General features: G+C 73.6%; 21 protein-coding genes. 13 read left to right on the top strand and 8 right to left on the bottom strand.

What is annotated here, in order from left to right; all coding sequences use genetic code 11:
* Window positions 1-89: 89 nt before the first annotated feature.
* Both AB0368_RS29585 and AB0368_RS29590 read left to right on the top strand, forming a co-directional pair.
* The gene (locus tag AB0368_RS29585) at window positions 90-965 is read left to right on the top strand and encodes a hypothetical protein (RefSeq protein ID WP_366157281.1); all 876 of its coding nucleotides are present in this window, start codon (window positions 90-92) and stop codon (window positions 963-965) included.
* Between the two features lie 108 nt (window positions 966-1,073).
* Window positions 1,074-1,679: a response regulator transcription factor gene (locus AB0368_RS29590; protein ID WP_366157282.1), complete on the top strand. Its 606-nt coding sequence runs from the start codon at window positions 1,074-1,076 to the stop codon at window positions 1,677-1,679.
* Between the two features lie 8 nt (window positions 1,680-1,687).
* On the opposite strand, the gene AB0368_RS29595 is transcribed toward AB0368_RS29590, so the two are convergent.
* Complete coding sequence (locus AB0368_RS29595; RefSeq protein WP_366157283.1) at window positions 1,688-2,749, bottom strand: LLM class F420-dependent oxidoreductase; 1,062 nt, start codon at window positions 2,747-2,749, stop codon at window positions 1,688-1,690.
* Window positions 2,750-2,756: 7 nt separating this feature from the next.
* A complete protein-coding gene (locus AB0368_RS29600) occupies window positions 2,757-3,848 on the bottom strand; it encodes a zinc-binding dehydrogenase (protein WP_366157284.1) in 1,092 nt (363 codons plus the stop codon).
* A gap of 101 nt (window positions 3,849-3,949) precedes the next feature.
* Between AB0368_RS29600 and AB0368_RS29605 the strand changes: the two genes are divergently transcribed.
* From AB0368_RS29605 to AB0368_RS29620, 4 genes are all read left to right on the top strand, one after another.
* Entirely contained in the window at window positions 3,950-4,555 is a 606-nt protein-coding gene (locus tag AB0368_RS29605; protein ID WP_366157285.1) for a TetR/AcrR family transcriptional regulator, read from the top strand.
* An 85-nt stretch (window positions 4,556-4,640) separates the two neighbouring features.
* Complete coding sequence (locus AB0368_RS29610) at window positions 4,641-5,399, top strand: glucose 1-dehydrogenase (RefSeq protein ID WP_366157286.1); 759 nt, start codon at window positions 4,641-4,643, stop codon at window positions 5,397-5,399.
* A 1-nt stretch (window position 5,400) separates the two neighbouring features.
* Window positions 5,401-6,321: an SDR family NAD(P)-dependent oxidoreductase gene (locus tag AB0368_RS29615; protein ID WP_366157287.1), complete on the top strand. Its 921-nt coding sequence runs from the start codon at window positions 5,401-5,403 to the stop codon at window positions 6,319-6,321.
* Window positions 6,318-6,773: a pyridoxamine 5'-phosphate oxidase family protein gene (locus tag AB0368_RS29620; RefSeq protein WP_366157288.1), complete on the top strand. Its 456-nt coding sequence runs from the start codon at window positions 6,318-6,320 to the stop codon at window positions 6,771-6,773. Before AB0368_RS29615 ends, AB0368_RS29620 begins: the two co-directional genes overlap by 4 nt.
* Here AB0368_RS29620 and AB0368_RS29625 read toward each other — a convergent pair.
* Both AB0368_RS29625 and AB0368_RS29630 read right to left on the bottom strand, forming a co-directional pair.
* Window positions 6,766-8,274, bottom strand: a complete 1,509-nt coding sequence (locus AB0368_RS29625; protein ID WP_366157289.1) for an aldehyde dehydrogenase family protein — start codon at window positions 8,272-8,274, stop codon at window positions 6,766-6,768. The genes AB0368_RS29620 and AB0368_RS29625 overlap by 8 nt on opposite strands.
* Window positions 8,275-8,308: 34 nt before the next feature.
* Window positions 8,309-9,085 carry an SDR family oxidoreductase gene (locus AB0368_RS29630; RefSeq protein WP_366157290.1) on the bottom strand — a complete coding sequence of 259 codons (777 nt, stop codon included), beginning with the start codon at window positions 9,083-9,085 and terminating at the stop codon, window positions 8,309-8,311.
* Between the two features lie 46 nt (window positions 9,086-9,131).
* Here AB0368_RS29630 and AB0368_RS29635 point away from each other — a divergent pair, with 46 nt between their 5' ends.
* From AB0368_RS29635 to AB0368_RS29650, 4 genes are read left to right on the top strand one after another with little or no spacing between them, the layout of a single operon-like run.
* Window positions 9,132-9,869, top strand: coding sequence for an enoyl-CoA hydratase family protein (locus tag AB0368_RS29635; protein ID WP_366157291.1), 738 nt, complete (start codon window positions 9,132-9,134; stop codon window positions 9,867-9,869).
* A gap of 12 nt (window positions 9,870-9,881) precedes the next feature.
* On the top strand, window positions 9,882-10,712 hold the full coding sequence (locus tag AB0368_RS29640) for a CoA-transferase (RefSeq protein ID WP_366157334.1): 831 nt from the start codon (window positions 9,882-9,884) through the stop codon (window positions 10,710-10,712).
* The gene (locus AB0368_RS29645) at window positions 10,709-11,443 is read left to right on the top strand and encodes a CoA-transferase (protein ID WP_366157292.1); all 735 of its coding nucleotides are present in this window, start codon (window positions 10,709-10,711) and stop codon (window positions 11,441-11,443) included. Before AB0368_RS29640 ends, AB0368_RS29645 begins: the two co-directional genes overlap by 4 nt.
* Complete coding sequence (locus AB0368_RS29650) at window positions 11,440-12,489, top strand: nitronate monooxygenase (RefSeq protein ID WP_366157293.1); 1,050 nt, start codon at window positions 11,440-11,442, stop codon at window positions 12,487-12,489. The genes AB0368_RS29645 and AB0368_RS29650 overlap by 4 nt, the downstream gene beginning before the upstream one ends.
* Here AB0368_RS29650 and AB0368_RS29655 read toward each other — a convergent pair.
* Window positions 12,473-13,603 carry an acetyl-CoA C-acetyltransferase gene (locus AB0368_RS29655; RefSeq protein WP_366157294.1) on the bottom strand — a complete coding sequence of 377 codons (1,131 nt, stop codon included), beginning with the start codon at window positions 13,601-13,603 and terminating at the stop codon, window positions 12,473-12,475. The two genes, AB0368_RS29650 and AB0368_RS29655, sit on opposite strands and share 17 nt — an antisense overlap.
* A gap of 66 nt (window positions 13,604-13,669) precedes the next feature.
* On the opposite strand from AB0368_RS29655, the gene AB0368_RS29660 reads away from it, so the two are divergent.
* Genes AB0368_RS29660 through AB0368_RS29670 form a run of 3 tightly spaced genes read left to right on the top strand, consistent with a single transcriptional unit; the run spans window position 13,670 to window position 16,762 of the window.
* Entirely contained in the window at window positions 13,670-14,848 is a 1,179-nt protein-coding gene (locus tag AB0368_RS29660) for an acyl-CoA dehydrogenase family protein (RefSeq protein WP_366157295.1), read from the top strand.
* 10 nt (window positions 14,849-14,858) lie between these two features.
* Window positions 14,859-15,893 (top strand): acyl-CoA dehydrogenase family protein, encoded by a 1,035-nt coding sequence (locus tag AB0368_RS29665; RefSeq protein ID WP_366157296.1) that lies wholly within the window; start codon window positions 14,859-14,861, stop codon window positions 15,891-15,893.
* Window positions 15,890-16,762, top strand: a complete 873-nt coding sequence (locus AB0368_RS29670) for a TIGR03619 family F420-dependent LLM class oxidoreductase (protein WP_366157297.1) — start codon at window positions 15,890-15,892, stop codon at window positions 16,760-16,762. The genes AB0368_RS29665 and AB0368_RS29670 overlap by 4 nt, the downstream gene beginning before the upstream one ends.
* Here AB0368_RS29670 and AB0368_RS29675 read toward each other — a convergent pair.
* From AB0368_RS29675 to AB0368_RS29685, 3 genes are read right to left on the bottom strand one after another with little or no spacing between them, the layout of a single operon-like run.
* Window positions 16,743-17,903 (bottom strand): sulfotransferase, encoded by a 1,161-nt coding sequence (locus AB0368_RS29675; protein ID WP_366157298.1) that lies wholly within the window; start codon window positions 17,901-17,903, stop codon window positions 16,743-16,745. The two genes, AB0368_RS29670 and AB0368_RS29675, sit on opposite strands and share 20 nt — an antisense overlap.
* The gene (locus tag AB0368_RS29680; protein ID WP_366157335.1) at window positions 17,900-18,676 is read right to left on the bottom strand and encodes an SDR family oxidoreductase; all 777 of its coding nucleotides are present in this window, start codon (window positions 18,674-18,676) and stop codon (window positions 17,900-17,902) included. Before AB0368_RS29680 ends, AB0368_RS29675 begins: the two co-directional genes overlap by 4 nt.
* 5 nt (window positions 18,677-18,681) lie before the next feature.
* A complete protein-coding gene (locus tag AB0368_RS29685; protein WP_366157299.1) occupies window positions 18,682-19,839 on the bottom strand; it encodes a hypothetical protein in 1,158 nt (385 codons plus the stop codon).
* Between the last annotated feature and the right edge of the window lie 65 nt (window positions 19,840-19,904).

Consider the following 19,904-nt stretch of genomic DNA (forward strand, 5'->3'; position numbering starts at 1 on the left):
AAGGCGGTCCAGGGAAAAGGCGCCGGCCGGTGTGCGATCTCGCGCCGACGGCGCTACGGTCCCTAGTGGAGCGGCTTCGCGAGGAGGGGGTGGCGAGCTCGGTGGCAACGGCGATGATGCCCGGCCGGACGGCCCGACGCCTGCTCGGCGCGGTCCTCCGGCTGGCGCTGGTCGCCGGATGCGCGGTGGTGGGCTATCTGCTGCTCAGCGCCGGCGCAGCGCACGCGGACCGCGGATCGGCGCAGGCTGCCAGGTCTTCGAGCCGGGTCGTGGAGGTGGCCGAGACAGCACAGCCCGGAAAAACCGTGAAGGCCGCAGTCTCCCGGACCCGGGAGCGGGTCAAGACCGTCCGCACCGACCATCCCCTGAAGCCAGTGACCACAAGACTCACCAAAGCGGTCAAGCCGGTCCTCAAGCCGGTCTCGCGCATCGTCGAGCCGGTGTCGAAGCCGCTCACGCGCGTCCTGAAGCCGGTCGTCACCAGGCCGGTCGTCACCAGGCCGGTCGTCACCAAGCCGCCGCTCCGGCCGGTCGTCACCCCGCCGGCGCCGCGACCGGTCCGCCCCGCACGGACCGCCGTCGTGCCCGACCGGCACACGCCACCGAAGCACGTCCCCGCGGTGTCGAAGCCGGCAGCCGGACCCCCGCCCGCAGCGCGACCGCCGGTCGGCGCCCGGGAGGATGCTCCTGCCCCCACCCGGTGCACCCGGTCCGCCCCGGCAAACCCTCAGCGTGGTACGTCGGCGAGCTCGCCGGGCACCGCACCGCGACCCTGGCCACAGCCGGGTCCGGCGTACCTCGGTCTGGCGTCCTCCGCTGCCGCCGCCGGCGCCGACCCCGCGCCGCGGACCCTGGCCACGACCTCGGCCGCGTGGCTCTGCCCGCCGGCTCCGGTCGCCACCTCGACGCTCGATTCGGTGCACCGGCGCGGACGCCGGCCCACCAGCGCGCCGCCGCCCGGCTGATCCTTCCCGTCCACGCCCGGCACCGATGGTCGCCGGGCGGGACTCCGTGCCTCCCGTCCGATGCCGGTACGAGCCCGGCAGAGTGCACGCACCCGGAAGGACACCACCGTGATCCGCATCATGCTGATCGCCGATTCCTGCCTGCTCAGAACCGCACTCGCGAAATCCCTGTCGTACGAGGAAGACCTCGACGTCGTCGCCGAGCACACCACCGTGGAGGTGACGCCGGACCTGGCCCGCAAGGTCGAGGCCGACGTGTTCGTGGTCGACCTCGACACCCTGATGAGCTCCGTGATCGACGCCGTCGACATCCTCACCGAGGAGTGTCCCGACTCCGCCGTCCTCGTGCTCGCCACGGCGGCCGCGTCGAACGCCCTGCGGCACGCCCTCGGTTGCCGGCTCGGGGCGTACTTGAAGAAGGACTGCCGTGTCGGCGAGCTGGCCGACGCCGTGCGGCGGGTGGCGGCCGGGGAACGCTTCATCGAGCCGACGATCGCCGCCTCCGTGCTCAAGGGCCGACCCAACCCGCTCACCCCGCGGGAACGTGATGTGCTCCGGCTCGCCACCGCGGGCAATTCCGTACGGGACATCGCCGCCGGGCTGTTCCTCACGACCGGCACGGTCCGCACGTACCTGTCGACCATCATGCAGAAGATCGGCGCCCGCAGCCGGCTGGACGCCATCCGCATCGCCACCGAGCAGAACTGGCTGTGAGGGGAAGGTCAGTCCGCGGCGCCGGGCTCGTCGAGGAGGCGCCGGAGCTCGGCGACGTCCTTGACCCGCTCGGCCCGGGTGGCCGCCAGCGGTGCCACCAGCAGCGTGGTGACCCCGGCCGCGGCGAACTCGGCCAGCCGGGCCCGGAGCTCGCCGGCCGGGCCGACCAGCGCCGTCTCCCGGACCAGCTCCTCGGGGACCGCCGCGACGGCTTCGGCGCGGCAGCCGCCGAGGAACAGTTCCTGGATGCGCTCGGCCTCGCGCCGGTAGCCGTAGCGGCGGACCAGGTCGTTCGAGAAGTTCCGGCCGCGGGCGCCCATCCCGCCGATGTAGAGCGCGAGCTGCGCGCGGTGCGGCCCGAGCAATGCCGGGCCGGCGTCGGCCACGGCGAACGGTACGGGCACCATGATGTCCAGCGGTCCGAGCTCGGGCCGGCGCCGCGCCAGGCCCTCGGCGAGCGGGTCGGCGAAGACCCGGGACGCGGCGCGCGGGGCGAGGAAGAGCGCCTGCCAGCCTTCGGCGATCTCGGCGGCCAGTGCGACGTTGCGGGGTCCCATCGCGGCCAGCAGGATCGGGATGCGCTCGCGAACCGGCCGGTTGATCAGCTTGAGCGGTTTGCCCAGGCCGGTCCCCCGGTCCGGTGGCAGCGGGATCCGATATTTCTCGCCTTCGAAGACCAGCGTCTCCCGGCGCCAGACGCGCCGGCAGATCTCCACCACTTCCCGGGTACGGGCGAGCGGCGCGTCGTACGCGACGCCGTGGAAGCCCTCGACCACCTGCGGGCCGGAGGCGCCCAGCCCGAGCGAGAAGCGGCCGCCGGACACGTAGTCGAGCCCGGCAGCGGTCATGGCGGTGAGGGTCGGGGTCCGGGTGTAGAGCTGCATGACCCCGGAGGCGAGCGTCATCCGCCGGGTCCGGGCCGCTAGGTAGCCGAGCCGGCTGACCGCGTCGAAGCTGTACGCCTCCGGCACGACGACGATCTCGGCGCCGGCCGCCTCGTACTCGACGACCTCCTCGACGGCGTCCGCGAAGCCCTCGCCGCTGTAACCGAGCTGGATTCCCAGGCGCATGCCGGGCTCAGAGGTCCGAGTCGTGGACGACCACCTGGCGGATCACGTCGCCGCGGCCGAGCGAGTCCAGGGCGTCGTCGAGCTGCTCGAGGGTCAGCCGGTGGCTCACCATGCCCTCGATGTCCAGCCGGCCGGCGCGCCAGAGGGCCAGCAGGCGGTCGAAGTCGCGCGGCGGGTCGGCGGAGCCGTACAGGGAAGGGATGATCTTCTTGCCCTCGAAGAGCAGCTCGAACGGGCTGAACTCGACCCGGTGCTCGGCGCTGCCGGCGCCGACGACGACGACCGTGCCGCCCCGGCGCGCCGCGGTCCACGCCGTGCGCAGCGTCTGGGGCACCGCCACGACGTCGAACGCGTAGTCGAAGCCCTCGCCGCCGGTGAGCTCGACGGACAGGTCGCTCAGCTCGTCCGGGGTGACCGCGTGGGTGGCGCCGAACCGCCGCGCTATGTCGTGCTTGGCCGGCACGGTGTCGGCCGCCACGATGAGGGCCGCACCGGCGAGCCGGGCACCCTGGATCGCGGCGATGCCCACGCCACCGCAGCCGATGACCACGACCGTGTCCCCGGGCCGGACGGCGGCCGTGTTGATGACGGCGCCGACACCGGTCATGACCCCGCAGCCGATCAGGGCGCCCACCTCGTACGGCACGTCCTGCCCGATCTTCACGGCGCCCGCGCGGGGCACGACGATCTCACTCGCGAACGCGCCGCAGCCCGCCATCGCGAAGGCCGGGGTGTCGCCGACCATGAACCGCGGCGCGGCGTAGCCGGCCATCACGTGGGTCATGCACAGGTGCGGCTCGCCGCGCCGGCAGGACGGACAGCTTCCGCAGGACGGCAGCCAGTTCACGGTGACCCGGTCGCCGGGGACGAGGTCCTCGACCCCCGCGCCGATCTCGATCACGTCGCCGGCCGCCTCGTGCCCGAGCACCGCCGGGACCGGCTGGGGCAAAAGCCCGGCGCGGGCCGACAGGTCGGAGTGGCAGACGCCGGCCGCCCGGACCCGGATCCGGACCTCGCCCGGGCCGGGGCCCAGCACGCTCACGTCGTCGCGGATGTCGAACTTCTCGTCACCGATACCGTGGAGCACCGCCGCCCGCATCGCGCCTCCTCCGAAATTAGAACGTGTTCTACGCTAACGGGCGGCGACGCACCGAGCAAGCGATTGGGCAACCAGGGCCGGCGGTCCCCATAATGACCCGGGTGACGACCTCCAAGAAGGCCGCGCTGCCCTCGGAGCGCCGCGCGCATCTGATCCAGCTGGCCGGCGACCTCTTCGCCGAGAAGGGTTTCCGGGCCACCACGGTCCGCGAGATCGCCGACGCGGCCGGCATCCTCTCCGGCAGCCTCTACCACCACTTCGACTCCAAGGAGTCGATCGGCGACGAGATCCTGAGCGCGTTCCTCGACGACGTGCTCACCGGCTACCGCGCCGCGGTGGCCGACAGCGAGGACGCCCGCGGTGCGATCGAACGGATCGTCCGCTCCAGCGCCGAGACGCTGAAGCGGCACCGGGCCGCCCTCGCCATGCTGGAGAACGACTGGAACTACTTCAGCGGCCAGCCGCGGTTCGCGTACCTGCGCAAGGCGATGAAGGAGATCGAGCGGACCTGGGTGCAGCAGCTCGAGCGCGGGAAGGAGACCGGGCAGTTCCGCGCCGATCTGGACGCCCGCCTGACCTACCGGCTGCTGCGCGACATCCTCTGGATTCCCACGTTCTGGCGGCAGGGGCGGGGAGCGGGCTGGAGCAGTGACCAGATCTCCGACGGCCTGCTGCGCCTGCTGTTCGACGGCATCACCGCGCCGTAATCGACCGGAGCCGATCGCGCCGCCCGCTGTTACGCTACCCAAGCAAGCGTTTGGTTGTGGCGGGAACCGGCACCGGGGAGGGCCGATGGGGCGGCTGGACGGCAAGGTGGCACTCATCACCGGCGGCGCGCGCGGCATGGGCAAGTCCCACGCCCGGCACTTCGCCGCCGAGGGTGCCCGAGTGGTGATCGGCGACGTGCTCGACGAGCGGGGACGGGCCGTCGCCGACGAGCTCGGCGCGCCGGTGTGCCGGTACGTGCACCACGACGTGACGAGCGAGGCCGGCTGGGCCGCCGCCGTGGACACCGCGCTGGACGCCTTCGGCCGGCTCGACGTCCTGGTCAACAACGCCGGCATCCTGCGGCACGCGCCGATCGGCGAGATGCCGCCGGACGAGTTCCGCCGGGTGATCGACGTCAACCTGGTGGGCTGCTGGCTGGGCATCCATCAGGTCGTGGCGCCGATGACCGCGGCCGGCGGCGGGTCGATCGTCAACGTCTCGTCGATCGAGGGGCTGGTCGGGGCGGCGGGGCTGTCGGCGTACAGCGCCAGCAAGTTCGGCGTCCGGGGGATCACCAAGTCGGCCGCGCAGGAGCTCGGGCCGCTCGGCATCCGGGTCAACTCGGTGCATCCGGGCGGAGTGCTGACCTCGATGGCGATCGCCGCGGGCGAGAGCATGACAGTGGACCCGGGCGCGTTCCTCAAGTCGCTGCCGATCGCCCGGTTCGCGGAGCCGATCGAGATCTCGCGGCTGGTCGCGTTCCTCGCCTCGGACGAGTCGTCGTACAGCACGGGTGCCGAGTTCGTCGCGGACGGAGGACTCCTCAGTGGACCGGGTTACTGACATGAGTGACCAGCTGCCGCTGGCGGGACGCGTCGCCGCGGTCACCGGCGCGGCCAACGGGCTCGGTGCGACCGAGGCCACCGCGCTCGCCGCCGCCGGCGCCCGGCTGGTCCTCAACGACCTGCCCGGGGCGGCCCTGGACGGCGTGGCCGAGAAGATCCGGGCGGCCGGCGGCGAGGCCGTGGTCTGCCCCGGCGACGTCGCCGAGTGGTCGACCGGCCAGGCCCTGGTGAGCCGGGCGGTGGAGTCGTTCGGCGGCCTGGACATCCTGGTCAACAACGCGGGCGTGCTGCGCGACCGGATGGTCTTCGCCATGTCCGAGCAGGAGTGGGACACGGTGATCCGGGTGCATCTGCGCGGGCACTTCGTCACCACCCGGTTCGCCACGGCGTACTGGCGCGAGCGCAGCAAGGCGACGGGCGCACCCGTGTACGCCCGGATCGTCAACACGTCGTCCGAGGCGTTCCTGCTCGGCTCGGCCGGCCAGCCCAACTACGCGGCTGCCAAGGGCGGCATCGTCGCGCTCACCGTGTCGACCGCGCGCGGCTGTGCCCGTTACGGCGTACGCGCCAATGCGATCTGCCCGCGCGCCCGCACCGCGATGACCGGCGACCTGATGGGGCCGGCGCCGCAGGGCCCGGACCCGATGGCCCCGGAGCGGGTCGCCCCGCTGGTCACGGTGCTGGCCGGGCCCTCCGGCGAGCGGATCACCGGCGAGGTCTTCGTCGTGCACAGCGACGTGGTGGCGGTGCTCGGGCCGCCCACGGTCCGCGCGGCGTGGCATGCCGGGGGCGGTCAGTGGTCTGCGGCCGACCTGGACGCCGCGCTGGCGCCGGCGTTCGCCGACGACCCGCCGCAGCCGGGCTTCGTCTGCGAGGAGACGCTGCCGCTGGCGCCCGGCACATTCGGCGAGCAGAGGTGAACCAGCGCGCCGCGGTCCGGATGCCGGCCGGCGAGGAGGCGGCCCTGCTGGCCGCCGGGCGCAAGGTGCAGGTGGCCACCATCAATCCGGACGGTACGCCGCACCTGGTCACCATGTTCTACGGCCTGCGGGACGCCCGGATCGCGTTCTGGACCTACCGCACCTCGCAGAAGGCCCGCAACCTGGCCCGTGACCCCCGCCTGACCTGCCTGGTCGAGGACGGCGACGACTACTTCGAGCTGCGCGGCGTCCAGGTGACCGGCGTGGTGCGACGCATCGACGACCTGGCCGGGGTGACCGAGATCGGCCGCCTGGTCGCCTCGCGGCTGCCCGGCGGCCCGCCCCCCGATGCCCTCGAGGAGTACGTGGAGCGGGCGGCCGCAAAGCGCGTGGCCTATGTGGTCGAGCCGAGCCGTACGGTCAGCTGGGACCACCGCCGCCTGGTCACATGAGCTCGTCGGTCGTGGGCAGCAGGACCGTCTTCACCTCGGTGTACGCCTCGATGGCGCCCCGGCCGCCCTCCCGCCCGAGCCCGGACCGACCGAACCCGCCGAACGCGACATGCGGCTCGAGCTGGTAGCCGTTGATCCCCACCGTCCCGGCCCGGACCGCGCGGGTCATCCGCATGGCCCGCTTGACGTCGCTGGTCCACACCGTGGCGGAAAGCCCGTAGGACGTGTCGTTCGCCAGCCGGACGGCCTCGTCCTCGTCGGTGAACGGCACCACGGCCAGCACCGGACCGAAGATCTCCTCCCGCGCGATGGTGGCGTCGTTGCTGACGTCGGCGAAGACGGCGGGGTTCACGAAGTTGCCGGCGGCCAGCTCGCCGTCCGGGCGGTCGCCACCGCACACCAGCCGGGCGCCCTCCTGCTGCCCGCGCTCGATGTACCCGAGGACGCGGTGCAGCTGGCGCTCGTTGATCAGCGGCGACGCGGTGGTCTCGGGGTCGAACGGGTCGCCGTAGTGGACCATGCCGGCCATGCCCTCGGCGACGGCCAGGAAGTCGTCGTAGACATCGCGATGGACCAGCGCACGGCTCTGCGCCACGCAGGCCTGGCCGGACAGCCCCAGCGTCACCGTGCCCATCGTGACGGCCGCGGCCGCGTACACCTCGGCGTCGGGGAAGACGATCGACGGGCTCTTGCCGCCGAGCTCGAGGCTGACCCGCTTCGTCCCGTCCGCGGCGGCGGCCTGCACCAGCCGGCCCACGGACCTGCTGCCGGTGAAGGTGATCTTGTCGACCAGCGGGTGGTGGATCAGCGCGTCCCCGGTCGGATCGCCCGGGCCGGTCACCACGTTGAGCACGCCTGCCGGCAGGCCGGCCTCCTCGATCAGCCGGACCAGCCGGAGCGCGGCGAACGTCGCGTACTCCGACGGCTTGAGCACCACCGTGCACCCGGCGGCCAGGGCCGGCGCGAGCTTCTGCGCGGCCAGCAGCAGCGGCGCGTTCCACGGGATCACGGCGGCCACCACCCCGACCGGCTCCCGCATGGTCAGGACGACGTGCTCACCACCCTGGTACGCCGGAAGCGTCTCCCCGCCCAGCTTGTCGATCCATCCGGCGTGATGGTCGAAGACGTCGGCCACGCACTCGGTCGACATCGCGTACGCCTGGCCGAAGCTGAGCGGCATGCCGTTGTCGAGCGCCAGCAGGGTGTCGAGCTCGCCGGCGTGCGTACGGATCAGGTCGGCGATCCGGCGCAGCACCCGGATCCGTTCCTTGGCCCGGGAGCGCGGCCACGGTCCCTCGTCGAAGGCGTGGCGGGCGCTGCGCACGGCGGCATCGACGTCGACGGACGCGGCGACCGCGAACTCGCCGACCTGCTCCCCCGTGGCCGGATGCACGTGGCTCCACGTGCGACCGTCAGCGGGCGGGCGCCAGGTCCCGTCGATGAGCAGCTCGCCGGCGGTCAGGCCGGCCTCGTCCCGCCTCGACTTGATCGACAGCACCATGAGACACCTCCGGCAGCGGCGATTGAAACACGTTCTACTTCTGCGGAGGGTACGCCGCGGCCCGGAGGTCTGCCAGATACCCGGGCCATTCGCCGCCGCCGTGCACGGCCAGCTCCGCCCCGCTCACGTAGCCGGCAAGCGGCGAGGCGAGCAGCAGGCAGGCGGCGCCGACCTCGGCCGGTGTCGCGGCGCGCCCCAGCGGCACGGTGCGCGCCACCGCCTCCAGGTCCACCTGCGGCCCCGCCGTCTCCGTGGCCACCGGACCGACGACCAGAGTGTTCACCCGCACCTCCGGGGCCCACTCCATGGCCAGGCTGGTCGCCAGATGGTGCAGCCCCGCCTTGGCCGCGCCGTACGCAGCGGCACCCGGCGACGGGCGGGCCCCGCTGACGCTGCCCACCATGAGGATGAGCCCGCCGCACGGCCGGCTCCGCAGCACCGGGCAGGCCGCCTGGGAGACGTGCAGCGGGGCGAGCAGGTTGAGCTCGACGATCTTCGCGTGCAGCCGGGGCGAGGCGGCGTCCGCCGGGGCGGGTGGCGCTCCCCCGGCGTTGTTCACCAGCACGTCGAGGCCGCCGAACCGCGCGACGGCCGCGGCGACGAGTGCGGCGGCCTGCTCCGGATCCCGGACGTCGGCCCGAACGAACTCGGCCGTCGCACCGCCTGCGCGGGGCAGATCGGCCGGCTCATGGCGGCCGCAGACCAGCACCCGGTCACCGGTGGCGAGGAAGGCGGCGGCGATCGCGGCCCCGATGCCCCGCGTCCCCCCGGTGACGACCACGGCGCGGCCGGCTGCGGCGAGGGGGTCCATCCGTCGATCGTAGACCACCAAGCAAGCGCTAGGTTAGGCTGCGGCGGTGGGCGTACTCCTGCACTCCGGCGCCGTCACCGAGGTGGTCCTCGACTTCCCGCCGGTCAACGCGCTGCCCGCGGCCGGCTGGACGGAGCTCGCCGAGGCCCTCACCACCGCCGGCGCCGAGCCGGCCACGCGGGTGGTGGTGGTGGCGGCCGAGGGCCGCGGCTTCTGCGCCGGCGTGGACATCAAGGAGATGCAACGCTCCCCGGGACACGAGGCGTTGCTGGCCGCCAATCGAGGCTGCGCCGCGGCGTTCGCCGCGGTCTACGAGTGCCCGGTGCCGGTGATCGCCGCGGTGCAGGGCTTCTGCCTCGGCGGCGGCATCGGCCTGGCGGGCAACGCCGACCTGATCGTCGCGGCCGAGGACGCCGCCTTCGGCCTGCCCGAGGTGGACCGGGGCGCGCTCGGCGCGGCCACCCACCTGTCCCGCCTGGTGCCGCCGCAGCTGATGCGGACGATGGTCTACACCTGCCGGACGGTCTCCGCCCACGACCTGCAGCGGTACGGCACAGTGCTCTCGGTGGTGCCCGCCACCGGGTTGCGCAAGGCCGCCCGCGAGGTGGCCGAGGAGATCGCCGCCAAGGATCCGGTGGTGATCCGGCGGGCCAAGGAGGCCCTCAACGGCATCGATCCGGTGGACGTCAAGCGGTCGTACCGGTTCGAGCAGGGCTTCACCTTCGAGCTGAACCTGAGCGGCGCCGGCGACCGCGCCCGGCAGCGCTTCGTCGAGGGACGGTGACGTGTGGGCACGATGATGACCGTCGAGGACGTGGCCGGCGAGCTGCGGTCCGGGATGACGATCGGCATCGGCGGCTGGGGGTCGCGGCGCAAGCCGATGGCCCTGGTCCGCGCGATCGCCCGGGCCGGCCTGACCGATCTGACCGTGGTCGGCTACGGCGGGCCGGACGTCGGACTGCTCATCGCGGCGGGCTGCGTACGCCGGGTGGTGACCGGCTTCGTCTCGCTCGACAGCATCCCGCTGGAGCCGCACTTCCGGCGGGCGCGGCAGGAGGGCACCGTGGCCCTGACCGAGCTGGACGAGGGAATGCTCTACTGGGGACTGCTGGCCGCCGCGAACCGGTTGCCCTTCCTGCCGATGCGGGCCGGGCTGGGCTCCGACGTGCCGCGCGTGGATCCGGAGCTGCGGACCGTCCGTTCGCCGTACGCCGACGGCGAGGAGCTGATCGCCGTGCCGGCACTGCCGCTGGACGCCGCCCTGATCCACCTCAACCTGGCCGACGAGCGGGGCAACGGGCGCTATCTGGGCCCCGACCCGTACTTCGACGACCTGTTCTGCCTGGCCGCGCGGCGCCGCTACCTGTCCTGCGAGCGCGTGGTGGGCACGACCGAGCTGGTGGAGGGCGGGGCGCCGCAGGGCCTGCTGGTCAACCGGATGATGGTGGACGGCGTGGTGGCCACCCCGCACGGCGCGCACTTCACGAGCTGCGTCCCGGACTACGGCCGGGACGAGGCGTTCCAGCGGGAGTACGCGGCCGCCGCGTCCGCCCCGTCGGAGTGGGAACGGTTCCGGGCCGCGTATTTGGACGGCGACGAGGCCGACTACCAGGCGGCCGTGCGATGAACGGCCGCGAGCCGACCCGGGCGGAGTTCTGCGTCGTCGCGTGCGCGGAGGCATGGCGCGGCGACGGCGCGATCCTCGCCGGGCCGATGGCGCTCATCCCCCGGCTCGGCGCCCGGCTGGCGCAGCTCACCTTCGCCCCGGAGCTCCTGCTGAGCGACGGCGAGGCGACCCTCGAGCACGGCGGCACCGTCGAGGGCTGGCTGCCCTACCGTGCGGTGTTCCAGGTGGTGGCCTCGGGCCGGCGGCACGCGATGATGGGCGCGAGCCAGCTCGACCGCTACGGCAACCAGAACATCTCCTGCATCGGCGACTGGTCCCGGCCGGCCGCCCAGCTCCTCGGCGTCCGCGGCGCCCCCGGCAACACCATCAACCACGTCGTCAGCTACTGGGTGCCGCGGCACTCGCCGCGGACCTTCGTGGAGCGCGTCGACATGGTGTGCGGCGTGGGCTACGACCGTGCGGCCGCGCTCGGCACGCCGGCCAACCGGTTCCACGAGATCCGTACGGTGGTCACCGATCTCGCCGTCCTGGACTTCGCTACCCCGGACCACGGCATGCGGCTGCGCTCGGTGCACCCCGGCGTGACCGCGGCCGAGGTCGTGCGGGCCACCGGCTTCGCTCTCGCCGTACCCGATGACGTGCCGCAGACCCGGCTGCCCACCGCCGAAGAGCTCGCCCTGATCCGGGGTCGCCTGGACCCGGACGGGTTGCGGGAGAAGGAGATCCGGTGAGGACCCGCCTCACCGAGCTGCTCGGCTGCCGGCACCCGATCGTGCAGACCGGCATGGGCTTCGTGGCCGGCCCCGCGCTGGTAGCCGCGACCTCGGCGGCGGGCGGCTTCGGCATCATCGCCTCCGCGACCATGAGCCTCGACGAGCTGCGGTCCGCCGTCCACGAGGTCCGGCGGAGCACCGACGCCCCGTTCGGGGTGAACGTGCGCGCCGACAGCCCGGACGCCGCGGCCCGGATCGACCTGCTGGTCCGCGAGCGGGTACGGCTGGCCTCCTTCGCCCTCGCACCGAGCCGGGAGCTGATCCGCCGCTGCGCCGACGGGGGCCTGCTGACCATGCCCTCGGTCGGTGCTCTCCGGCACGCCGTGAAGGTGAGCGCATGGGGCGTGGACGCGGTGCTGGTGCAGGGCGGCGAGGGCGGCGGGCACACCGGGCCGGTGCCCACCACCCTGCTCCTGCCCCAGGTGGTCGACGCCGTCGACGTTCCCGTGGTGGCGGCGGGCGGGTTCTTCGACGGCCGGGGGCTGGTGGCCGCGCTGGCGTACGGCGCGTCCGGCGTCGCCATGGGCACGCGGTTCCTGCTCACCTCGGACAGTCCGGTCGGCGCCGAGGTCAAGCGCCGCTACCTGGCCGCGTCGGTCACCGACACGGTGGTCACCACCCGGGTCGACGGCGTGCCGCACCGGGTGTTGCGTACCCCGTTCGTCGAGGCGCTCGAGCACTCGGGGCGCGTCGCCGGCCTGGCCCGGTCGCTGCGGCACGCCCGCGCGTTCCAGCGGCAGACCGGCCTGTCGTGGGCGGCGCTGCTGCAGGCCGCTCGCGCCACCCGGCGGGGTCGCGAGTTGTCGTGGGCGCAGACCGTGATGGCGGCCAACACCCCGGCGCTGCTGCGGACGTCGATGGTGCAGGGCCGGCCGGAGTCCGGGGTGATGCCGGCCGGCCAGGTGACCGGCCTCATCGACGACCTGCCGTCCTGCGCCGAGCTCATCGAACGGATCATGAAGGAGGCGGACGACCGGCTCGCCGCGCTCAGCAGCGCTCGATGACGGTGACGTTCGCCTGGCCGCCGCCCTCGCACATGGTCAGCAGGCCGTAGCGGCCACCGGTGCGCTCCAGGTCGTGCAGCAGGGAGGTGAGCAGCCGGGCGCCGGTGCCGCCGAGCGGATGGCCGAGCGCGATCGCGCCGCCGTTGACGTTGACGCGGGCCGGGTCGGCTCCCGTCTCCCGGAGCCAGGCGAGCACCACGGCGGCGAACGCCTCGTTCACCTCGTACCGGTCGATGTCGGAGACCGCCAGTCCGGCGCGGCGCAGCGCGTGCCTCGTGGCCTCGAACGGGGCGGTGAGCATCAGCACCGGGTCGTCGCCGCGGGCGGACAGATGGTGGATCCGCGCGCGGGGGGTCAGCCCGTGGGTGCGTACGGCGGCGGCGGACGCGACGAGCACAGCGGCGGCGCCGTCGGCGAGCTGGCTGGACGTGGCCGCGGTGGTGACACCGCCCGGACGCAGCGGCTCGAGCGCGGCCATCCGCGCCGCCGAGGTGTCCCGGCGCGGGCCCTCGTCGGTGCCGCACCCGGCCAGCGGCGCGATCTCGGCGCCGAACCGGCCCTCGTCGATCGCGCGGATCGCCCGGTGGTGGCTGGTCAGCGCGTACTCCTCGAGCTCGGCGCGGGTCAGGCCCCACTTGGCGGCGATCTCGTCGGCGCTGCGGAACTGGGAGACCTCCTGGTCGCCGTAGCGGGCGGCCCAGCCGGTCGAGCCCGCGTACGGCCCGTGGGGCGCCATCGCGCTGCCGATCGGCACCTGGCTCATGCTCTGCACACCGCCGGCCACCACCAGGTCGGCCGTACCGCTGAGCACCGCCTGCGCGGCGAAATGGACCGCCTGCTGGGCCGAGCCGCACTGCCGGTCGACCGTCACGCCGGGCACGTGCTCGGGCAGGCCCGCGGCGAGCCAGCTGGTGCGGGCGATGTCGCCTGACTGCGGGCCCAGCGTGTCCACGCAGCCGAAGATGACGTCGTCGACGGCGCCCGGGTCGGCCCCGGTGCGCATCAGCAGCGCGGTGATGGCATGCGCGCCGAGGTCCGCCGGATGCACCGCGGACAGCGCGCCCCCACGGCGGCCGACGGGGGTACGGACGGCACCGACCAGAAACGCCTCCACGGTTGACGCCCTCCGCTCCGTCGTCTCTACTAGAACTCGTTCTAGTCTAGGGAATCGGGGCCACCCATGCACGTCGGATACACACCGGCGCACGTGCAGCTGCGCCGGCAGCTTCGGGCCTACTTCGCCGACCTGATGACGCCGTCGCTGCGCGCGGCGCTGACCGACGAGCACGGCGAGTACGGCGACGGCGACGCGTACCGGACGGTGGTCCGGCAGCTGGGCCGCGACGGCTGGCTCGCGCTCGGCTGGCCCGCGGAGCACGGCGGCGGCGGCCGGTCCCGGATGGAGCAGCTCGTCTTCGCCGACGAGGCCGCGACGGCCGGCGTACCGGTGCCGTTCCTGACCATCTACACGGTCGGTCCGACGATCATGCGCCACGGCACCCCCCAGCAGCGCGCCGAGCTGTTGCCGCGGATCGCCGCCGGGGAGGTCCACTTCTCGATCGGCTACTCGGAGCCGGATGCCGGCACCGATCTCGCGGCCCTGCGCACCCGGGCGGTCCGCGACGGCGACCACTACGTCATCACCGGCCAGAAGATGTGGACGAGCCTCATCCAGTACGCCGACTACGTCTGGCTCGCCTGCCGGACGGATCCGGAGGCGCCCCGGCACAAGGGCCTGTCGATCCTCATCGTGCCCACCGACGCGCCCGGCTTCTCCTGGACCCCGGTACGCACGCTCGCGGGGCCGACCACCAGCGCGACCTACTACGCCGACGTACGGGTCCCGGCGGCCGCGCTGGTGGGCGCGGAGAACCAGGGCTGGCGGCTGATCACCGACCAGCTCAACCACGAGCGGGTGGCGCTCACCTCGGCCGCCCCGCTGCGCCGCGCGCTGCGCGAGGTCGCCGACTGGGCCTGGCAGACCCGGCTCGCCGACGGCCGGCGGGTGATCGACCAGGAGTGGGTCCGGCTGCATCTGGCCCGGGTGCACGCCCGGACCGAGGCGCTGAAGCTGTTCAACTGGCGGACGGCGGCCGGCGGCGACGACACCCCCGCCGCGGCCGGGGCCTCGGCCGGCAAGGTGTACGGCACCGAGCTGGCGGTGGAGGCGTACCGGCTGCTCATGGAGGTGCTCGGGCCGGCCGCCACGGTCCGGGCCGGCTCGCCCGGCGCGCTGCTGCAGGGCCGGATCGAGCGCATGCACCGCGCGTCGCTGATCCTCACCTTCGGCGGCGGTACGAACGAGGTGCAGCGGGACATCATCGCGGCCGGCCCGCTCGGGCTGCCCGTCCGCCGATAGGGGTGCTGACGTGGACTTCTCACTGAGCGACGAGGCGCGGGAACTGGCCGCCCTGACGCGGGACCTGGCGGCCTCGGGCCGTCCGCTGTGGCCGGCGCTGGCCGACGCCGGTGTGCTCGCCGCAGCGCTGCCCAAGCGGGCCGGCGGTGAGGGTCACGGGCTGCTGGAGCAGTGCGCCGTGCTGACCGAGCTGGGCCGGGCCGCGGCCGTCGTGCCGTACCTGCCGTCCATCGTGGTGGCGGCCGGCACGCTGGCCCGCTTCGGCACCGAGGAGCAGGTGACCGAGTGGGCCCTGCCGGCGAGCCGGGGCGAGGTCGTGCTCACTGCCGCGACCGGCGCCGTTCAGGCGGAGCGGATCGGGGCGGGCTGGCGGCTGGACGGCACGATTCCGGTCGTTCCGGTCGCGACCGGCGCCGCGCTGCTGCTGGTGCCGGCCGAGGCGGGCGTCTTCCTGGTCCGGCCGGACGATGACGGCGTCGAAACAGCGGACCAGGAGGTGGCCGGCGGCCCCGGCGCGGGCCTGCTCCGGTTGGGCGGCACGGTCCTGCCCGGCGACCGGCTGCTCGCGGACCGGGCGGCGCGACCCTGGCTGACCGCGTACGCGACGGTCGGCGCCTGCGCCGCGCAGCTCGGCGTGGCGGAGCGGGCCCTCGAGATGACCGCGGAGTACGCCCGTACCCGGGTGCAGTTCGAGCGGCCGATCGGCTCCTTCCAGGCGGTCGCGCAGCGGCTGGCCGACGCCTACATCGACGTCGAGGCGCTGCGGGTCACGCTCTGGCAGGCCGCTTGGCGGCTGTCCGAGCATCCGCCCGCCGGCGCCGAGGTGGCCACGGCGGGCTTCTGGGCCGCGGAGGCGGGGCATCGGGTGCTGCACACGGCCGTGCACGTCCACGGCGGGGTCGGCATCGACGTCGAGTATCCGCTGCACCGGTATTTCCTCGCCGCCAAGTACCACGAGTTCCTGCTGGGCGGGGCCACGGCGCAGCTGCTGACGCTCGGCGAGACCTTACGGTCGCCGGTAGAACGCGTTACAGTTTTCGAATGAAGTTCACCCTCGGCATCGCGCTGAACCCGCTGGACCAGCTGACCGAGCTCGCCCGGACCGCCGAGGAGTGCGGCTTCTCGGCGATCGCGCTGCCAGACTCCATCTTCTACGGCGAGCACGCCGGCGCCGCCTATCCGTACACACCGGACGGACGGCGGTTCTGGGATGCCGACACCCCGTGGGCCGACCCGATGGTCACCGCGGCGGCGCTGGGCGCGGTCACCGAGCGGATCCGCTTCTACACCCAGGTCCTCAAGCTCGGGCCGCGCAATCCGGTGCTGCTGGCCCGGCAGGTGGGCTCGGTGGCGAACCTCATCGGCAACCGGTTCGGCCTCGGCGTCGGGCTGGGCTGGAACCCGGAGGAGTCGCTGTGGTGCGGCGCCCCGTTCGCCGAGCGGGCGGGCCGGGCCGACGAGGCGATCGAGGTGCTGCGCCTCATCCTCGGCGGCGGCATGGTCGAGTATCACGGCAAGCACTTCGACTTCGGCCGCCTGCAGATGAGCCCCGCGCCGAGCGAGCCGATCCCGATCTATGTGGGCGGCCACGCCGAGCCGGCGCTGCGCCGCGCGGCCCGGACCGGCGACGGCTGGAGCTCGGCCATGATCCGCCTCGAGGCACTGCGAGCGATCATCGAGCGCCTGTCGCGCCTGCGCGCCGAGTACGGCCGGGACGGCGAACCGTTCGAGATCCAGGCGGTGTGCGTGGACGCCCCCGGGCTGGACGGCTTCCGCCGCCAGGCCGACATCGGGGTGACCGACGCGATCGTGATGCCCTGGCTCGCCGAGAGCGCCGGATTCGACGCCCCGGTAACCGTCAAGAAGGACGCCGTCCGCCGGTTCGCGGACGGGGTCATCGGCCGGATGACCTGACCGACGGGCGGGCGGCCAGGTAGTCACCGAACGCGTCGTCGACCTCCGCCGCGCTGAGCCCGAAGTCGGAGAGCTCGTACCGGTGAGCGGGGCGGGGCGCATGCAGGGCCTCGATCGCGGACCGCGCCTGCGGGGGAACCGGGAGGCCCAGCCGGTCGTAGATCGCCGCGACGGTCCGGGCCGGATCGGCCACGAAGTCGTCGTAGTCGACGTCGACGAAGTGCGCAGGGTCGTGGTGCGCCCGATCGGCCATGAAGCGGCGCACACCCCGCGACCACAGCGCGAGCTGGTCCCGCCCGAGCGTCTCGCCCGCGAACCGCTCGGACCAGCCCCGCGAGGCCCGGGCGTTGAGGCTGCACACCGAGGCGATCGCGGTGCGCGGCGCCCGGTGGGTCTGGATCACCACGGCGTCCGGATAGACAGTGAGCAGCGCGTCCAGGGCGAACAGGTGGCTCGGATTCTTCAGCACCCAGCGCCGTCCGGCATCCCCGAGGCCGATCAGCTGGAGGTTCCGCCGGTGCCGGCGGTAGGCGCCAGTCCAGTCCCGCGCCGCCAGCCAGCCGGAGTACGCCGGAATGTGGGCCAGGCACTCGAACGACACCGACATCATCGACTGGCAAAGCAGCCGCCAGCACTCCTCGACCTGGTCGGCGGCGGTGTAGTGCATGCCCATGAACTCCGGGTCGGCCTCGTGATGCCGCCCGTACCCGGCCTGGAGCGCGGCGTAGACGGGATGGGACTCCCAGAGCCGGCGGGGCGGACGGGGCTGCGGCGCCTCGGCGAGCCAGAGCTCGAGGCCCTGGTGCGCCGGGTCGGCGGCGAGCAGCCGGTGCAGGGCCGTGGTGCCGGTGCGGGGCAGCCCGGTCACGAAGACCGGCCGGGGCACGGCCACCGACGCGTACTCCGGATGCTGCCGCCAGCCCGCCTCGCTGAGCAGCCTGGATACCAGGGCCCCGCGCACCATCGCGCGGGTCGCCTTGCTGCCCGCCGGGGTGAGGGCACTCTCCTTCGCGTACGAGGCCAGCAGCGTCCGCAGCCCGTCGAGGTAGTCGTCGTCGCCGAAGTCGTCCAGTCCGGTGAGCCGGGTCGCCGAGGCGTGGAGGTCGTCGACCGTACCCACATCGGTGCGTGTGCCGCTCAATGGTGGAACTCCCCACAGTTCACGTCGAGGCACTGCCCGGTGATGCCACGGGCGAGGTCGGAGGCGAGGAAGAGGATGGCGTCGGCGACCTCGTCCGGCTCCGGCAGCCGGCGCAGGTCGGTCGTCGCCGCGGTCTCGTCGTAGATCTGCCGGGCCGGCACCCCTCGGTCGGCGGCCTGGAACTCGAACCAGGTCCGCAGGCTGTCCGCCCAGATCCAGCCGGGTGCCACCGAGTTGACCCGTACCCCGTGCGGGCCCAGCTCTCCGGCCAGGTTCTGCGCGACGGCGAGCAGTCCGGCCTTGGCGAGCTTGTACGGGCCGAACGGGCGCCGCGAGTGCCGCAGCACCGCGGAGTTGACCATCACCACGGACCCGCCGGACGCCACCAGCGCGGGCGTGAGCAGCCGGGTCAACTGCAGCGCGGCGAGCACGTTGATCTCGAAGCTGTCGCGCAGGTCGTCCAGCTCCACCCGGCCCAGGCTGCGCATCGGCGGCATCACGAAGGCGTTGTTCACCAGCGCGTCCACCCGGCCGAACGCGCCCAGCGCGGCGTCGGCGAGCCGCTGGGCGGCCGCGGGGTCGGTGAGGTCGGTGGGTACGGCCAGCGCCCGGCGGCCCGCGGCCGTCACCTTCCCGGCCACCTCGGCCAGGAAGGACTCGGTCCGCGCGGCGAGCACCACGTCGGCGCCGCACTGCGCGGCGCGGACCGCGAGGGCGCGGCCCAGCCCGGGGCCGACCCCGGCGACCAGCACGACCTTGTCCGCCAGCAACACCTGACTCACCCCAGCATCCGGGACGCCACCGCGGCCTGCCGGGCAGCGATCCGTCCCCGGTAGGTGGCCGGCTCGATCGGCTCGAAGTACGGCAGCAGCTTCGGTACGTCGTCCACCGCGGCGACCTCCACCTGCGGCCCGTCCTCGGCGGTCAGCGGGCGGGACAGCCGCTGCCAGCGCAGTTGGAGGTAACCCCGGCTGTGACCGGTGCACTCCAGCCAGTTGGCCACGCCCGGGTCACGCTCGCTGACCACGTACCGGATCATGCCGTCCGGGTCGACCTGCGCCTGGGGCACGGTCAGGCTCGTCTGGTGGTTGATGTAGTCCAGCGACACGTACCACATGCTGCCGAGCTGGATGCCCTGGTAGGGCGCGTCGGAGGCGGGCACGGTGACCACCATGGCCCGGTCCTCGCCGAGGTCGTAGTGCCCCACGGAGGAATACTGGGTGGCCAGGCCGCCGGGCGTCGGGCGGGGCGGGGTGAGGGTGTTCACCGGCAGCCCGAGGTAGAACCGCTCGGCGAAGGCCAGGAAGGTGCGCAGCCGGCTGAGCAGGATCTTGCCGGCCACCGTGTACCGCTTGGCGAGGGCGTCGCGGGTCGGCGGCGGCGGGGCCAGCCCGATCCGGTCGGCGCGCTGGATGCGCAGCATGCCGGGCTGTTCGCCGGCCCAGTCGCTGAACACCTCGCGGACGACGAGCATGGCCGATCCGGGCGCGAGCGCGAACGCGTTGCGGCCGGAGACGCCGGGGGCGAACCGGAGCCGGAACGAGCCGTCCGGGTCGAGGCCGATCTCGCGGTCGTCGAAGGCGGCGAGGCTGCCCGGCACCTCGAGCGGTGAATAGTCGCCGTCGAGGATCTGGAAGCTCAGGTCGGTGGTGCTGCCCCGGCGTCCGGTGACCACGTACTCGGCGTCGTCGCGCAGCCAGGCGTGGAAGTAGAGCGTGTCGGGATTGTCCAGGCCGAGCTTGGTGTAGGGCCCGGTGGAGCGGACGAAGTACGGGAAGTCACGCTCGTACGCCCACGCCATCTGCAGCGACGCCCGGATGCTGCCGGCGAGGTAGTCGTACCCCTCGACCAGGTCCTGGTCGTCCCGTACGTGCGGGGCCGCGGCCATGACCTGCTCCGCTTCGTGGATCGCTTGCGAGAACGGCTGGGTGAGCACTGGCTCATGCTAGAACGCGTTCTATTCTGGGGTCAACGGGCGTTGCCGTCGAGGCTTGACCACAC

The sequence above is a fragment of the Actinoplanes sp. NPDC051475 genome (assembly GCF_040689425.1).
Classification (GTDB): Bacteria; Actinomycetota; Actinomycetes; order Mycobacteriales; family Micromonosporaceae; genus Actinoplanes.

What these genes read in the sequence shown, in the direction of transcription:
- AB0368_RS29595 (WP_366157283.1), bottom strand. Translation starts at nt 2,749, where the DNA reads ATGCGCCTGGGAATCCAGCTCGGTTACAGCGGCGAGGGCTTCGCGGAC.
- AB0368_RS29600 (WP_366157284.1), bottom strand. Translation starts at nt 3,848, where the DNA reads ATGCGGGCGGCGGTGCTCCACGGTATCGGTGACGAGAAGTTCGACATC.
- AB0368_RS29610 (WP_366157286.1), top strand. Translation starts at nt 4,641, where the DNA reads ATGGGGCGGCTGGACGGCAAGGTGGCACTCATCACCGGCGGCGCGCGC.
- AB0368_RS29615 (WP_366157287.1), top strand. Translation starts at nt 5,401, where the DNA reads ATGAGTGACCAGCTGCCGCTGGCGGGACGCGTCGCCGCGGTCACCGGC.
- AB0368_RS29625 (WP_366157289.1), bottom strand. Translation starts at nt 8,274, where the DNA reads ATGGTGCTGTCGATCAAGTCGAGGCGGGACGAGGCCGGCCTGACCGCC.
- AB0368_RS29630 (WP_366157290.1), bottom strand. Translation starts at nt 9,085, where the DNA reads ATGGACCCCCTCGCCGCAGCCGGCCGCGCCGTGGTCGTCACCGGGGGG.
- AB0368_RS29640 (WP_366157334.1), top strand. Translation starts at nt 9,882, where the DNA reads ATGATGACCGTCGAGGACGTGGCCGGCGAGCTGCGGTCCGGGATGACG.
- AB0368_RS29645 (WP_366157292.1), top strand. Translation starts at nt 10,709, where the DNA reads ATGAACGGCCGCGAGCCGACCCGGGCGGAGTTCTGCGTCGTCGCGTGC.
- AB0368_RS29660 (WP_366157295.1), top strand. Translation starts at nt 13,670, where the DNA reads ATGCACGTCGGATACACACCGGCGCACGTGCAGCTGCGCCGGCAGCTT.
- AB0368_RS29670 (WP_366157297.1), top strand. Translation starts at nt 15,890, where the DNA reads ATGAAGTTCACCCTCGGCATCGCGCTGAACCCGCTGGACCAGCTGACC.